Origin of the sequence: Streptomyces chlorus, assembly GCF_042655885.1 — a bacterium.
GTDB lineage: Bacteria > Actinomycetota > Actinomycetes > Streptomycetales > Streptomycetaceae > Streptomyces > Streptomyces chlorus.
Genome location: NZ_JBHSOA010000009.1, coordinates 201,165 through 215,361, shown reverse-complemented (window position 1 = coordinate 215,361; position 14,197 = coordinate 201,165). Strand labels below are relative to the sequence as shown.

13 protein-coding genes are annotated in these 14,197 nt (G+C 71.3%); 8 read left to right on the top strand and 5 right to left on the bottom strand.

What is annotated here, in order from left to right; genetic code table 11:
• Window positions 1-75: 75 nt before the first annotated feature.
• Complete coding sequence (locus tag ACFPZI_RS05335; RefSeq protein ID WP_381358855.1) at window positions 76-2,007, top strand: 2-oxoacid:acceptor oxidoreductase subunit alpha; 1,932 nt, start codon at window positions 76-78, stop codon at window positions 2,005-2,007.
• A complete protein-coding gene (locus tag ACFPZI_RS05330; RefSeq protein WP_381358852.1) occupies window positions 2,000-3,079 on the top strand; it encodes a 2-oxoacid:ferredoxin oxidoreductase subunit beta in 1,080 nt (359 codons plus the stop codon). The genes ACFPZI_RS05335 and ACFPZI_RS05330 overlap by 8 nt, the downstream gene beginning before the upstream one ends.
• Before the next feature lie 85 nt (window positions 3,080-3,164).
• Here ACFPZI_RS05330 and ACFPZI_RS05325 read toward each other — a convergent pair whose 3' ends face one another.
• Window positions 3,165-3,623 carry a winged helix-turn-helix transcriptional regulator gene (locus ACFPZI_RS05325; RefSeq protein WP_381358849.1) on the bottom strand — a complete coding sequence of 153 codons (459 nt, stop codon included), beginning with the start codon at window positions 3,621-3,623 and terminating at the stop codon, window positions 3,165-3,167.
• An 89-nt stretch (window positions 3,624-3,712) separates the two neighbouring features.
• On the opposite strand from ACFPZI_RS05325, the gene ACFPZI_RS05320 reads away from it, so the two are divergent.
• The 3 genes from ACFPZI_RS05320 (at window position 3,713) to ACFPZI_RS05310 (ending at window position 6,423) form a co-directional block, all read left to right on the top strand.
• Window positions 3,713-4,567, top strand: coding sequence for an SDR family oxidoreductase (locus ACFPZI_RS05320; protein ID WP_381358846.1), 855 nt, complete (start codon window positions 3,713-3,715; stop codon window positions 4,565-4,567).
• Between the two features lie 257 nt (window positions 4,568-4,824).
• On the top strand, window positions 4,825-5,883 hold the full coding sequence (gene rarD, locus ACFPZI_RS05315) for an EamA family transporter RarD (protein WP_381359509.1): 1,059 nt from the start codon (window positions 4,825-4,827) through the stop codon (window positions 5,881-5,883).
• Window positions 5,884-5,910: 27 nt separating this feature from the next.
• Window positions 5,911-6,423: a VOC family protein gene (locus tag ACFPZI_RS05310; RefSeq protein ID WP_381358843.1), complete on the top strand. Its 513-nt coding sequence runs from the start codon at window positions 5,911-5,913 to the stop codon at window positions 6,421-6,423.
• Window positions 6,424-6,454: 31 nt separating this feature from the next.
• On the opposite strand, the gene ACFPZI_RS05305 is transcribed toward ACFPZI_RS05310, so the two are convergent.
• On the bottom strand, window positions 6,455-7,909 hold the full coding sequence (locus tag ACFPZI_RS05305; RefSeq protein ID WP_381358840.1) for a tetratricopeptide repeat protein: 1,455 nt from the start codon (window positions 7,907-7,909) through the stop codon (window positions 6,455-6,457).
• Between the two features lie 211 nt (window positions 7,910-8,120).
• Here ACFPZI_RS05305 and ACFPZI_RS05300 point away from each other — a divergent pair, with 211 nt between their 5' ends.
• The 3 genes from ACFPZI_RS05300 (at window position 8,121) to ACFPZI_RS05290 (ending at window position 10,833) form a co-directional block, all read left to right on the top strand.
• A complete protein-coding gene (locus tag ACFPZI_RS05300; protein ID WP_381358838.1) occupies window positions 8,121-8,627 on the top strand; it encodes a DUF6668 family protein in 507 nt (168 codons plus the stop codon).
• A gap of 226 nt (window positions 8,628-8,853) precedes the next feature.
• Entirely contained in the window at window positions 8,854-10,095 is a 1,242-nt protein-coding gene (locus ACFPZI_RS05295) for an amidase family protein (RefSeq protein WP_381358835.1), read from the top strand.
• A gap of 138 nt (window positions 10,096-10,233) precedes the next feature.
• Window positions 10,234-10,833 (top strand): flavodoxin family protein, encoded by a 600-nt coding sequence (locus ACFPZI_RS05290; protein ID WP_381359506.1) that lies wholly within the window; start codon window positions 10,234-10,236, stop codon window positions 10,831-10,833.
• Here ACFPZI_RS05290 and ACFPZI_RS05285 read toward each other — a convergent pair.
• From ACFPZI_RS05285 to ACFPZI_RS05275, 3 genes are all read right to left on the bottom strand, one after another.
• Window positions 10,823-11,767, bottom strand: coding sequence for an ABC transporter permease (locus tag ACFPZI_RS05285; protein ID WP_381358832.1), 945 nt, complete (start codon window positions 11,765-11,767; stop codon window positions 10,823-10,825). The genes ACFPZI_RS05290 and ACFPZI_RS05285 overlap by 11 nt on opposite strands.
• On the bottom strand, window positions 11,754-12,716 hold the full coding sequence (locus ACFPZI_RS05280) for an ATP-binding cassette domain-containing protein (RefSeq protein WP_381358829.1): 963 nt from the start codon (window positions 12,714-12,716) through the stop codon (window positions 11,754-11,756). The genes ACFPZI_RS05285 and ACFPZI_RS05280 overlap by 14 nt, the downstream gene beginning before the upstream one ends.
• Before the next feature lie 119 nt (window positions 12,717-12,835).
• On the bottom strand, window positions 12,836-14,098 hold the full coding sequence (locus tag ACFPZI_RS05275; protein WP_381358826.1) for a LolA family protein: 1,263 nt from the start codon (window positions 14,096-14,098) through the stop codon (window positions 12,836-12,838).
• Between the last annotated feature and the right edge of the window lie 99 nt (window positions 14,099-14,197).

Here is a 14,197-nt window from a genome sequence, read left to right as displayed (position 1 = left end):
GGACGTAGGGTTGATCCAGGGACGGCCCGCGGGAGGGCCGGTCCCGGACAGCCGCCCTCGAGGAGGTCCAGTTCAGTGACCAGCCAGGTCAGCAGCCCAGCAGAGCAGGCCGACGGAACAGTCCTAGGAGAGCAGCGCAAGGCGGCGGGTGCGAAGGACGTCCGCCGTCTGAACCGGGTGATCATCAGGTTCGCGGGGGACTCGGGTGACGGTATGCAGCTCACCGGTGACCGCTTCACCTCGGAGACGGCCTCCTTCGGCAACGACCTGTCGACCCTGCCGAACTTCCCCGCCGAAATCCGCGCCCCGGCCGGCACCCTGCCGGGCGTCTCGTCCTTCCAGCTCCACTTCGCCGACCACGACATCCTCACCCCCGGTGACGCGCCGAACGTGCTGGTGGCGATGAACCCGGCCGCCCTGAAGGCGAACATCGGGGATCTGCCGCGCGGCGCGGAGATCATCGTCAACACGGACGAGTTCACCAAGCGGGCGATGCAGAAGGTCGGCTACGCGAGCAACCCACTGGAGGACGGCTCACTCGACGGCTACAGCCTCCATCCGGTGCCGCTGACGACGCTGACGATCGAAGCGCTGAGGGAGTTCGACCTCACCCGCAAGGAGGCCGAGCGCAGCAAGAACATGTTCGCGCTCGGCCTGCTGAGCTGGATGTACCACCGGCCCACCGAGGGCACGGAGAGGTTCCTGAACTCGAAGTTCGCGAAGAAGCCGGACATCGCGGCGGCCAACATCGCCGCGTACCGGGCGGGCTGGAACTTCGGGGAGACGACGGAGGACTTCGCCGTCTCCTACGAGGTGGCCCCGGCCGTCACGGCGTTCCCGCCGGGCGTGTACCGGAACATCTCCGGCAACCTGGCCCTGGCGTACGGGCTGATCGCGGCGTCCCGGCAGGCGGATCTGCCGCTGTTTTTGGGGTCGTACCCGATCACCCCGGCGTCGGACATCCTGCACGAGCTGAGCCGGCACAAGAACTTCGGCGTGCGGACCTTCCAGGCCGAGGACGAGATCGCCGGCATCGGCGCCGCGCTGGGGGCGGCCTTCGGCGGTTCGCTGGCCGTGACGACGACGTCGGGTCCGGGTGTGGCGCTGAAGTCCGAGACGATCGGTCTCGCGGTGTCGCTGGAGCTGCCGCTGCTGATCGTGGACATCCAGCGCGGCGGCCCGTCCACGGGCCTGCCCACCAAGACCGAGCAGGCTGATCTGCTCCAGGCGATGTACGGGCGCAACGGGGAGGCGCCGGTCCCGGTGGTGGCGCCGCGCACGCCGGCCGACTGCTTCGACGCGGCGCTCGAGGCGGCCCGGATCGCGCTGACGTACCGGACGCCGGTGTTCCTGCTCTCCGACGGCTATCTGGCCAACGGCAGCGAGCCGTGGCGCATCCCGGACACGGAGGAGCTGCCGGACCTGAGAGTGCGGTTCGCGCAGGGACCCAACCACACGATGGACGACGGCACCGAGGTGTTCTGGCCGTACCAGCGGGACCCGCGCACGCTGGCCCGGCCGTGGGCGATCCCGGGCACACCGGGTCTGGAGCACCGGATCGGCGGCATCGAGAAGCAGGACGGCACGGGCAACATCTCGTACGACCCGGCCAACCACGACTTCATGGTGCGCACCCGGCAGGCGAAGATCGACGGCGTCGATGTCCCCGACCTGGAGGTCGACGACGCGGACGGCGACGCCCGGGTGCTCGTGCTCGGCTGGGGATCCACCTACGGGCCCATCACCGCGGCCGTACGGCGTATCAGGGGCGCAGGGGGCGCAATCGCGCAGGCCCATCTGCGCCACGTCAACCCCTTCCCGCGGAATCTGGGGGAGGTCCTGAAGCGTTACGAGAAGGTGGTCGTACCGGAGATGAACCTCGGCCAGCTCGCCACCCTGATCCGGGCGAAGTACCTGGTCGACGCCCACTCCTACAACCAGGTCAACGGCATGCCGTTCAAGGCGGAGCAGCTTGCCAAGGCGCTGAAGGAGGCCATCGATGACTGAGACGTCTACGGAAGGCGGGGGCACGGTCGAGGCGCTCTCCCTGGTGCCCAAGGCCGAGGCCAAGCAGTCGATGAAGGACTTCAAGTCCGACCAGGAGGTGCGCTGGTGCCCCGGCTGCGGCGACTACGCCGTCCTGGCCGCCGTGCAGGGCTTCATGCCCCAGCTCGGACTGGCGAAGGAGAACATCGTCTTCGTCTCCGGCATCGGCTGCTCGTCCCGCTTCCCGTACTACATGAACACCTACGGGATGCACTCCATCCACGGCCGCGCCCCCGCGATCGCGACGGGCCTGGCGGCGTCCCGGCGCGATCTGAGCGTGTGGGTCGTCACCGGTGACGGGGACGCGCTGTCCATCGGCGGCAACCATCTGATCCACGCGCTGCGCCGTAACGTCAATCTGAAGATCCTGCTGTTCAACAACCGGATCTACGGCCTGACCAAGGGCCAGTACTCGCCGACCTCCGAGATCGGCAAGATCACCAAGTCGACGCCGGTGGGTTCGCTGGACGCGCCCTTCAACCCGGTGTCGCTGGCGATCGGCGCGGAGGCGTCCTTCGTGGCCCGTACGGTCGACTCGGACCGCAAGCATCTGACCGAGGTGCTGCGGCAGGCCGCCGCCCATCCGGGCACGGCCCTGGTCGAGATCTACCAGAACTGCAACATCTTCAACGACGGCGCGTTCGAGGTACTCAAGGACCGCCGGCAGGCCGAGGAGGCGGTGATCCGGCTGGAGCACGGCAGCCCGATCCGCTTCGGCGCGGACCGTGCGAAGGGCATCGTCCGGGACCGGGCCACCGGTGATCTGAAGGTGGTCGCGGTGACACCGGAGAACGAGGCGGAGATCGTGGTCCACGACGCGCACTCGGCGTCCCCGACCACCGCGTTCGCGCTGTCCCGGCTCGCCGATCCGGAGACCCTGCACCGCACCCCGATCGGCGTCTTCCGCTCCGTGGACCGTCCGGTCTACGACACGCTGATGGCGGAGCAGTTGGACACCGCCGTCGAGCAGCACGGCAAGGGCGAACTCGGCGCGCTGCTGGCGGGCAACGACACGTGGACGGTCGTCGGCTGAGCAATCACCTGGCGTACGGCCACCTGATGTACGGCCGCTCATGGGACGGTCGCACGCGGAACGCCCCGCACGAGGCCCGGACGCTTCAGAGCGTCCGGGCCTCGTCGCGTGCCCGCCGGGCTTCGTCATGCGTCCGCCGGGCTTCGTCGTACGCCTGGCGGGCGGCCAGTACGCCGTCCATGCGCCGCTCGGTCCACAAGGCCAGCGCGCACACCTGTTCGGCGGCCTCGCGCCCCAAGTCGGTGAGGGAGTAGTCGACACGTGGCGGGATCACCGGTTTGGCGTCACGATGGACGAGGCCGTCGCGCTCCAGCGTCTGGAGGGTCTGGGTGAGCATCTTCTCGCTGACCCTGCCGATCGCTCGGCGCAGCTCGCTGAAGCGGTGGGGCCGCTCCTGGAGCCGGATCAGCACGAGCACCCCCCAGCGGCTCGTCACATGCTCCAGGACCAGGCGGTGCGGGCACATCGCCTCCTGCTCGCTCAGCAGAGGCCCAGGAACGGGCGCCGGGGACGCGGACGGGGACACACCCTCACTTACTGCCATACCGGTACCTTACTTCAAAGTGGGTACTTACAAAAAGTTAGTGTGAGCCCTAGCGTTGATGCCACCGCACCCCACAAGGAGTTCTGAGCATGAGCATCGTCGTCACCGGCGCCACCGGAAACCTCGGCCGCCACGTCGTGGAGCAGTTGCTGGAGAAGGTTCCGGCCGAGCAGGTCACCGCCGTCGTACGCAGCCCGGAGAAGGCCGCCGATCTGGCGGAGCGCGGCGTCCGGCTCGCGGTCGCCGACTACAACGTTCCCGAGAGCCTCGACGGCGTGTTCGCGGCGGGCGACAAGGTGCTGCTGATCTCGGGCAACGAGTTCGACAAGGGCCGGGTGCAGCAGCACCGGAGGGTCATCGAGGCCGCCAAGGCCGCTGGTGTCGCCCTGCTCGCCTACACCAGCGCCCCCAAAACGCTGACCGCCACGCTCGCCGACGACCACCGCGGCACCGAGAAGGCTCTGCTGGACTCCGGCGTGCCGTACGTCCTGCTGCGCAACGGCTGGTACCACGAGGTCTACACCGAGAACCTCGCCCCGGTGCTGAAGCACAACGCGGTCGTCGCCGCCGCCGGTGAGGGCCGTATCTCCTCCGCCGCGCGCGCCGACTACGCCGCGGCCGCCGTCGCCGTACTCACCGGTGAGGGCCACGAGAACAAGACGTACGAGCTGGGCGGCGACGAGGCGTGGAGCCTCGCCGAGTACGCGGCCGAGCTGAGCCGGCAGACCGGCAAGGAGATCGCCTACAAGCCGGTCACGGTCGAGGAGCTCACCGGCATCCTGGCCGGTGCCGGACTGCCCGAGCCCGTGGCCGCCATCTTCGCCGGTGTGGACGCCTCCATCGCGAAGGGTGAGCTGGTCGTCACCAGCGGCGACCTGGCCCGCCTGATCGGCCGCCCGGCCACCCCGCTCGCGGACGCCATCGCCGCCGCGCTGAAGAACTGACCTCCGCGCAGGGCTGCAGCCCGGACGCCCCCGCATGTCATGACCGTATTTCGATACGAGCATGACATGCGGGGGCGTCCGACGTTACCGTCGTCCGGCGGGCGTCGAGCGTCGGCGTCGTTCGCCGCAGGGCACGCGTCGGGCGCGTCGGGCGCGTCGAGCACGTCCGGTGCATCAGGTGAGAAGGAGGGCCCGTGACCGAGAAGTCGGCCGGCGAGCGGCGCAAGGGACTGCTGAACGGCTTCGCGGCATACGGCATGTGGGGACTCGTCCCCCTCTTCTGGCCTCTGCTCAAGCCCTCGGGGGCCGTGGAGATCCTGGCCCACCGGATGGTCTGGTCGCTGTTCTTCGTGGGCGCCGCCCTGCTCGTCATACGCCGCTGGGCCTGGCTCGGGGAGCTGCTGCGGCAACCTCGCCGGCTGGCCCTGGTCACGGTCGCCGCGGCGGTCATCACCGTGAACTGGGGCGTCTACATCTGGTCGGTGAACTCCGGGCACGTCGTCGAGGCATCCCTCGGCTACTTCATCAACCCGCTGGTCACCATCGCCATCGGCGTGCTGCTGCTGAAGGAACGCCTGCGGCCCGTGCAGTGGACGGCGGTCGGGGTCGGCTTCGCCGCGGTGCTCGTCCTCACCGTCGGCTACGGCCGCCCGCCGTGGATCTCGCTCTGCCTCGCCTTCTCCTTCGCCGTCTACGGGCTGGTGAAGAAGAAGATCAACCTCGGCGGCATCGAGTCGCTGGCCGCCGAGACGGCCATCCAGTTCCTGCCCGCGCTCGGCTATCTGCTGTGGCTGAGCAGCCAGGGCGATTCCACGTTCGCCGCCGAGGGCGCGGGACACGCGGCGCTGCTCGCCGCCACCGGGATCGTCACCGCGCTCCCCATGGTCTGCTTCGGCGCCGCCGCGATCCGTGTGCCGCTGTCCACGATGGGGCTGCTCCAGTATCTGGCCCCGGTGTTCCAGTTCCTGCTCGGCATCCTCTACTTCAAGGAGGCCATGCCGCCCGAGCGCTGGGCCGGATTCGCACTGGTGTGGCTGGCGCTGATGCTGCTGACCTGGGACGCACTGCGCACCGCCCGCCGCACCGCCCGCGCGCTCGCCAGGGAGCGGGCGAAGGTGGCGGCAGCGGCTACCGCCACGGCCGGTACGGCTACGACCTCCGCCGCCATGGCGACGAGTCCGGTGGATCCGGTGGTCGTGACAGATCCGGCGATCGCGGCGAACCCGGCGGTCGTGGCCGGCGCGGTGAACGCGGTGAACACGGTGGCTCCGGTCGATGCGGTGGACACGGTGGATGCGCCGAAAGTCAGGCCGTAGAGCAGCTCAGGGCGTTTGAATGACGCCATGACGCATCCGCCGGCATCACCCGCTCCCGACGACGGTCCTACCGATCCCGCCACCCCTGTCACCCCCGTGCACTGGAAGCTCGTCATCGACACGGCCGACCCGCACGCGCAGGCCGACTTCTGGGCCGCCGCCCTCGGGTACACGGTCGAGGACAACAGCGCGCTCATTGAGAAACTGCTCGGTCTGGGCGCCGTACCGGCCGACCTCACCGTCGAGCACCACGACCGCCGCGCCTTCCGGGACCTGATCGCGGTGCGGCACCCCGACGACCCGTACGAGGAGGAGAGCGGCACGGGTCTGGGGCGGCGGCTGCTGTTCCAGCGGGTGCCGGAGCCGAAGGCGGTCAAGAACCGGCTCCACCTCGATCTGCACCCCGGTGAGGGGCGCCGCGAGGCGGAGGTCGCACGGCTGGAGCGGCTCGGGGCGAGGGTGCTGCGGCGGGTGGAGGAGCCGTCCGGTTCATGGACGGTGATGACGGACCCGGAAGGGAACGAGTATTGCGTGCACTGAGGCCTTCACGGCCCGGGTGAGCCTCACCCGTTCACCCGTGCTGGGCGCGGGCACGGTCGGTCAGGCGGGTCATGCGGGCGCGGGCGGACTCCAGCTCCTCGATCTCGTCGGCGGCCGGACCGTCCTCGGCGGCAAGTCCGGTCCACAGCTCGATCAGGTCGCGCCCCAGCTCCAGCCCGCGCAGCGGGTCGCGCACCGCACGCCAGGCGGTGTCCGCGCTGCGGACGTTGCCGTAGGCGGCCTCCGCGTCGCCCGCCCGGCGGTGGATTCCGGCGAGCTCGAGGGAGAGCCGGAAGGCGTGCAGCGGCTCGTCGCCGAGGTAGGCGATGTACGCGGTCAGCTCGCGCAGCCGGAGTACCTCGGGGTGCTCGGGCCCCAGAGTCTGCGAGGCCTCGGTCGCCGTCTCCCCGGCCAGTCGCGCCGCCGTGTCGATCCGACCCGCCCGGATGGCGCCGTTGATCCGGCCCATGGGCTCGGCCAGACGGGTCTCGCCCGGGACGGCCGGCGGCTCGTCCCCGAGCACCGCCTCCGCCACTGCGTCGAAGCCGCGGGGCGGGGTCGGCTTGGGATCCGGGTTGATGTCAGTGCCGGTGCCGGTGCCGTACACAGCCCCCGGAAGCGGGGCGGATGTCCGCGGACGAACCGCTTCCGGCGCCGGGCCGGCCGCCGCAGGCAGGGGGCTCGGTATCCGGTCGACCGGAGGGAGGGGAAGCGCCGGGGGCTTCGGGGGTGCCGGCGGGGTCCGGGAGAGGCCGTCGGCTTCGGGGTCGGGGTGCGGCCGCGCATCCATGGACGGGGGCGGGCCGAACTCACCCGTCGGCGGCGCGACCGTTCCCAGGGGTGTCGCTCCCGCCGCCGCCCCGGGTATCGGCCGCAGCCGGAAGGTGGGTGCGGAGTCCCGTACGAGGTCAGGTGCCGGGGCAGGGGGTGACGCCGGTGCCGGTGCTGAAGTCGGGTCCGGTACGGGGCGCAGGACGTGGGTGGACCGGTCGCGCCCGGGGCGCGGTGACGGGACGGCCGCCGGAGCCGGGGCTGCGGAGAAGGGCAGGGCGTCGTCGTGCGGCGCGGCCACCGGCTGCTCCTGGGCTACGTCCCGGCCCGGCGCCTGTGCCGACTGCGACGCGGGCCCCGACACGGACTCCGGCCTCGGCTCCGGTGTCATCGGCGCCGGCTCCCCCGTGAAGCGGCTGGCGCCGTCCGGGTCGACCTGGAGCGGGACGACGTAGCCGATGCGTTCGTCGCGGATGGTGGCCAGGACGGCGTGTCCCGAGGCGACGGCGATGCGGTGGAGCCGGTTCAGTACGGCCTGCTGAACCTCCTCATCGGGTCCGGCGATCACCAGCACCCCGCCGACGGACGCCCTCCGCGTGCCCGCGTCGCCCCCCACGGCGACGGGTACATGGACGTCGATCGGCGCTGCCGCAAGATTCGCCGCGTGTGCGGCCTGCTGCTGTTCCTGCTTCTTCTCGCGGCTGAGTCGCGCCATCGTTGCCTCATTCGGGTCGTAAACCTACCGACGAGTCTGTCCGCTGAGCCCTGCTTCTCACGTCACCACGTTGTCACAGGCTCGTCCCAACGGCCGTCCCGCATCCGGCTCCCTCCTCGTGTCCTCTCCTCGTTTCCTCTCCCCGTGTCCGCTGTCCGCTGTCCGCTGTCCGCCGGCATGAGGACCGGGATGGCGAGGCAGGAGAGTGGGCATGCGTACAGGCATGCGACAGGGACCGGAGATATGGATCCAAGGGCCGGTGGGAGTGCTGGAACCGGGCCCGCCGGAGCCCGCCCACGCCCATGCGGCAGCCCGGCGCTTCTCCTGGGTCGGCACCCATGGCGGCGCCGGGGTCTCCACGCTCGCCGCGGTACACGGCGGTCACGACAGCGGCCGCGCCTGGCCCGGACCAGGCGATCCGCAGTCGGTGCTGCTCGTCGCCCGGACGCACGCGTCCGGGCTGGAGACCGTCGTCCCGGCCGTGGAGATGTTCCGGCGCGGGGAGGTCCCGTACGGCCTCGATCTCGATGCCGTGGTCCTGGTGGCGGACGCGCCGGGCCGCCTCCCGCGCCCCCTCTCCCAGCGGATCCGGCGCATCGAGTCGGTGATCGACGTCTACCGCGTGCCGTGGGTGCCCGAGTGGCGTCTGGGCAACCTGAGCGGCCGCCTGCCGCGCGAGACCGAGCCACTGGCCCGCCTGACGGGATCGGCAAGCTGAAAGGTCAGGTACGGAGCACCACCCCCGCACCCACCCATCTTTATTTCTCTCGCGGGGGAGATGGGCGGGTCCAGTAAGGACTGGCAGGACTGGCAGGACTGGCAGGACTGTTGGGGCTGATGAGGCTGATGGGGCTGATGGGGCTGATGAAGCCGTGGGGATTGATGGGACCGATGGGATCAATGCGCTGAGCAGTGAGGGAGCCGGGGCTCGGACGTCCGCCTCAGTGGCGGAGATCGCCTCCGCGGTGCGCGCGGGGACGGTGCGGGCCGTCGATGTGGTCGCCAAGGCGCTGGAGCGGATCGAGCGGGCCGATCCGGTGCTGTGCGCGTTCACCGAGGTGTGGGCCGAGGAGGCGCTGCGGCGGGCGGGTGAGGTGGACACCCTGATCGAGACGGGTCCGCCGCGTCCATCCGGTCCGAGCGGGGGCGAAGGTCCCGGGGCTCGCGCGTGGCTGCCGCTGGCCGGGGTGCCGGTCGCCGTGAAGGGGCGGCACGGGCTGCGGGCAGCGGGTCCGCTGCTCGCTGCCGGGTGTGTCGCGGTGGGCGCCACCGCGGTACCCGGGCCCGGCACCCCCTGGCAGACCTGGGGTCTCGGGGCACGCGGACGTACCGTCAATCCGTGGCGGGCCGACCGTACGCCGGGCGGTTCCTCGGCCGGGGCCGCGGTCGCGGTGGCGGCCGGTCTGGTGCCGCTGGCGACGGGCAGCGACGGGGCGGGATCGGTGCGCATCCCGGCGGCGTGGTGCGGGGTCGTCGGTCTCAAGGTCACCAACGGCCTGCTCCCGTCGCCCGACCGCACGGGCCTCGCGGCACCCGGAGTCCTCGCCCGTACGGCGGCCGACGCGGCGGCCTGGTGGCGGGCGGTTTCGCCGCCGACCACCGCCGACGCGCCCCGTCCCGCCGCCGTCAACGTGCCGCCGTCCACCGTCGTCGACGCGCAGCCGTTCCTCCCCCGCACCGCTGTCTGGTCCCCCGACCTCGGCTTCGCCGGCCCCGACCCGGAGCCCGTCGCGCTGGCACGGGCAGCGGTCGACCGGCTCGCCGACGCCGGAATCGTACGGCTCGTACGGCCGCCGGCGCCGCCACTGCTCCTGGACCCGACCCCGGCCTGGCCGGCCCTGCGCGACCCCGGCACGGACCCCGCCGGACTCGCCGACGCCCACCGCGTCCGGGCGGAGAACGGTCGGCGCCTGGCCCGCCTCTTCACCGGCGCCGAGCTGCTGCTGACGCCTACGGCGCCCACCGCGCCGCACGGCCACGAAGGGCCGGGCGATGTCTACTCCACCGCGCTCACCTGGGCGTTCAACGTGAGCGGGCACCCGGCGCTGAGCCTCCCGGCCGGGTTCGGCATCGACGGCTGCCCGGCCGGGCTCCAACTGGTGGCACCGCACGGGCGGGAGGCGCTGCTGCTCGCCGTGGCAGGGGCGGCGGAGAAGCTGAGCGGCCTGAGCGGTGGGAAGGGCTGAAGGATCGAGCGGCCGAGGGCCTGAAGGGCGTCCTTCGGAGCCGGGGCCGCCCCCTGAAATCCCCTTGGACATTTACTTGCATGTACATATGATGCACGTGCCTGTAATTGGCGTACGCCGATCATCTGGGGGATGACCATGACACGCCGTTTCCTCTTCGTTCTGGGAAGCACCCGACGCGACGGCAACTCCGCGCTGCTGGCCCGCCGGGCCGCCGAACAGCTGCCCGCGGGTACGGAGCAGCACTGGATCGACCTCACCGAGCGTCCTCTGCCCGACTTCGAGGACCTCCGTCACGACAGCGGCCACGTCCGCCCCCCGGAGGGCGATGTCGCCCTGCTGCTCGACGCCACCGTCGCGGCGACGGACCTGGTGATCGTCTCGCCGCTCTACTGGTACTCGGTGTCCGCCCAGACCAAGCGCTACCTGGACCACTGGTCGGGCTGGCTGCGCACCCCCGGCCTGGACTTCAAGGCGACGATGGCGGGACGCACGCTCTGGGGCGTCACAGCGCTCGCGGACGACGAACCGGTGGTCGCCGATCCGCTGATCGGCACGCTCCACCACTCCGCCGCGTACCTGGGCATGTGCTTCGGCGGGGTGCTCCTCGGCAACGGCAGCAAGCCCGGTGACGTACTGAAGGACACCGAAGCCCTCGCCCGCGCGAAGACGTTCTTCGCACCGGACGCCCCCGCCCCGCTCGCCCGCTTCCCCTACGAAGCCGGGTCTACGCGGTGATGTCCTTCGTCGTGAATCTCGCCCAGGCCGCCGAGCCGAACACCAGCGCGTACAGGGCCTGGAGGCCGAGGTTCTTCGTCAGGTCGTCCCAGTAGACCGGTTCGCGCATCAGGTCGGCGAAGGACAGCCAGTAGTGGGAGAAGAAGTACGGGTGGAGGGCGTCGAGCTGCGGGATCTGGTCGAGGATCTGGACGGTGATCAGCAGCCCCACCGTCGTCGCCATCGCCGCGATGCCGCTGCTGGTCAACGTGGACACGAACAGGCCGAGCGCCGCTACCCCGATCAGCGACGCGGCGACGACCAGGGCGATCAGCAGGGCTCTGCCCAGTCCCTCCGCGAAGCCGATCCGGGTGCCGGAGATGGTCGTGAGGTCGCCGAGCGGGAACAGGAGCGCCCCCACGGCCAGGGCGGAGAGGGCCACCACGAGAGTGGCGGCCAGGCAGAAGGCGATGACGGTGGCGTATTTGGTGAGCAGCAGCCGGGTACGGCCGGCGGGGGCGACGAGGAGGTAGCGGAGGGTGCCGGCGTTCGCCTCGCCGGCGAGGGAGTCGCCCGCGACCACACCGATCGCCATGGGCAGGAAGAACGGCAGCGTGGCCGCCAGCGCGGTGAAGACCAGGAACAGGCCGTTGTTGGTGATCTGCGAGATGAAGGCCGGCCCCGCGCCGCCCCCTCCCCCGCCGCCGGCCGCGGAACCGTCACCGGTCTCGATCTTCACGGCGATCCCGACCAGGACCGGCACGGCGGCCAGGACCCCGAGCAGGGCGAGGGTGCGCCAGCGCCGGAAGGTGGTCAGTAGTTCGCTGCGGAACAGACCGAAGGCCCCGAGGGCGCGCACGGTCCGCGTCCCCGGCCTGTCCGGTTCACCCGGAACTCCCCGTGGTTCCGGCCCCGCTGCCCCCTCCGGCTCCCGGACACTCTCAGCCCGCGACATCGAAACCCTCCCCGGTCAGCGCCACGAACGCGTCCTCCAGCGAGGCCCGTTCGACCCCGAAGCCGCGCACCCGGACGCCGCCCGTCACCAGCGCGGCGTTCACCTCGGCGAGGTCGCGCTCGGGCACCTCACCGGTCACCCGGTCGTCGGTGACCACGACATCGCCGATCCCCTTCTCCTTCAGCACCCGCGCCGCGTCCGCCGGGTCCGGTGTGGTCACCACCAGCCGGCCTCGGCTGCCCGCGGCCAGGTCGGCGACGGGTCCTTGGGTGAGCAGCCGGCCGCGCGCCATCACGGCGGCATGCGTGCACACCTGCTCGATCTCGTCGAGCAGGTGCGAGGAGAGGAAGACGGTCGTGCCGTCCGACGCCAACTCCCGTACCAGGGCGCGGATCTCCCGCATGCCCTGCGGGTCGAGTCCGTTGGTCGGCTCGTCCAGGACGAGCAGTCGACGGGGCTGGAGCAGGGCCGCTCCCAGCCCGAGGCGCTGCTTCATGCCGAGGGAGTACGCCTTCGCCTTCTTGCCCGCGGCGGCCGTGAGGCCCACCCGGTCCAGGGCGGCGGCGACGCGTGCGTGCCGGGTGCGCGGATCGGCGGTCGGGTCGGCGGCGTCGTAGCGCAGGAGGTTGTCGCGGCCGGAGAGGAAGCCGTACAGGGCGGGGCCCTCGATGAGGGCGCCCACCCGCGGGAGCACGGCGCGCGCGGAGCGCGGCATGGGCCGACCCAGGACGTGCGCCGTGCCCGAGGTGGGCTCGATCAGGCCCATCAGCATGCGGATGGTGGTGGTCTTGCCGGAGCCGTTGGGACCGAGGAAGCCGAAGACGCTGCCCGTCGGGACGGTCAGATCGAGACCGTCGACGGCGAACTGTCCGCCGCGGTAGCGCTTGGTGAGCGCGCGGGTGACGATGACGCCGTCACCCGTGCTCCGCGTGGCGGACGCCTCGCCCATCAGCTCCCTCGTTCCCTGTCGTGCTGTTCCCCGTGGCGCCGTTCCCCCGTGGCGCCCGTCGCTTCCCCTGCTCCCCCCCGATACTTCGCCTCGTCACTTCCCCGGGTTACTTCCCCGGGTTACTTCCCCTCGTTGGCCGCCTTCACCAACGCGTCCTTGGTGACGGTGCCCACGTAGACCTTGCCGTCCTCGGTGAACAGGGCGTTGACCAGGCGGGTACTGAACACGGTGCCCGTGCCGAACTCGCCCTTCACCTGGTCGCCGAGCGAGCCGAGGAAGCCGTCGAGGTCACCGCCTCCGGAGCCGGTCGGCAGACCGCCCTCGCCGCCGGTGTCGAAGGTGGCGACGGAGTTCCAGCCCTCGCCGAGCACCTTCAGCCCGTCGAGGCCCTTGGCCAGGTCCTCCTCGGACTTCGGGGCGCCCTCCGGCTTCCCGTGCTCCCTGCCCTTCTCACCGCTTCCCTTCTCACCACTGTCCTTCTCACCGCTGCCCAGCTCGCCCTCCTCGGTCACCTTGGCGCCCTTGGGCGGGGTGAAGTCGAAGGTCGACGCGGCCGGCCGGTCGAAGCTGACCTTGGTGAAGCCGACGTCCACGACGGCGGCACCGCCGCTCGCCGGGGTCAGCGTGAACTTCAGCGGCGTACCGGTCCTGTGATCCACCGCGATGCTGATGGCGCCGACCGTGGAGCCGGACTGCTTGGGCTTGACGACCAGCTTGTACGCGTCCCGGCCGGCCACCTGCGCGGTGCCGTCGACGGTGACGGACGTGGTGTCGTCGACCGACTTCAGCGCCTCCTCGGCGAAGTCCTTCGGCGTGGCCGGAGGCTGGTGCTCCCGGTCCTTGTCCCCGGCGGACTCCTCGGTGGTGCTGTGGAAGACCTCGTTGGACTCGCTGTCGTAGCCCCAGACGTCCTTGCCGTTGTGGATCAGGCTGTACTCGGAGGCGTTCCCGAGCAGCGACACCTTCTGCCGGTCGGGGCCGTCGGCCGCGATGCGCAGGGTGTGCGTGCCGGAGGCCAGCTCGGTGAGCTTGGCCGTCGGGTCGGCGGAGGAACCGCCGCCCTCCCCCCGGCCCATGGCGCCGGAGGCCAGGCTGCTCTCCAGGCCGCCGAGGTCCGGCAGCCCGAGGTCAGTGGTGATCTTCACGGTGCCGGACAGCTGCTCGACATCCGACTGGGCGATCTTCTCGATCAGCTGCGCGGCGGTGATCTTCGGCAGGTCCGGGTCGCCGGAGTCGGCGATCGCGGGGACGAGCCCGATGGTCGCGGCCGCCACTCCCATCACCGTGACCGGGACGATGTACCGCGTCGCCCTTCTCCGGCCCGCGCCCGGCTCGCCGGCCTCACGAGCGGTCGTCGTGTCGTCGGATTCGTACGGTGCCATGTGTGCCCTACCTCCGTGGTCGGCGGCGGCCTGCGTCTCGTGTCGCTCGCACCAGTCACACCCTGAGCCGCCATTCTCACCCGAATCGGTGAGGAGTGG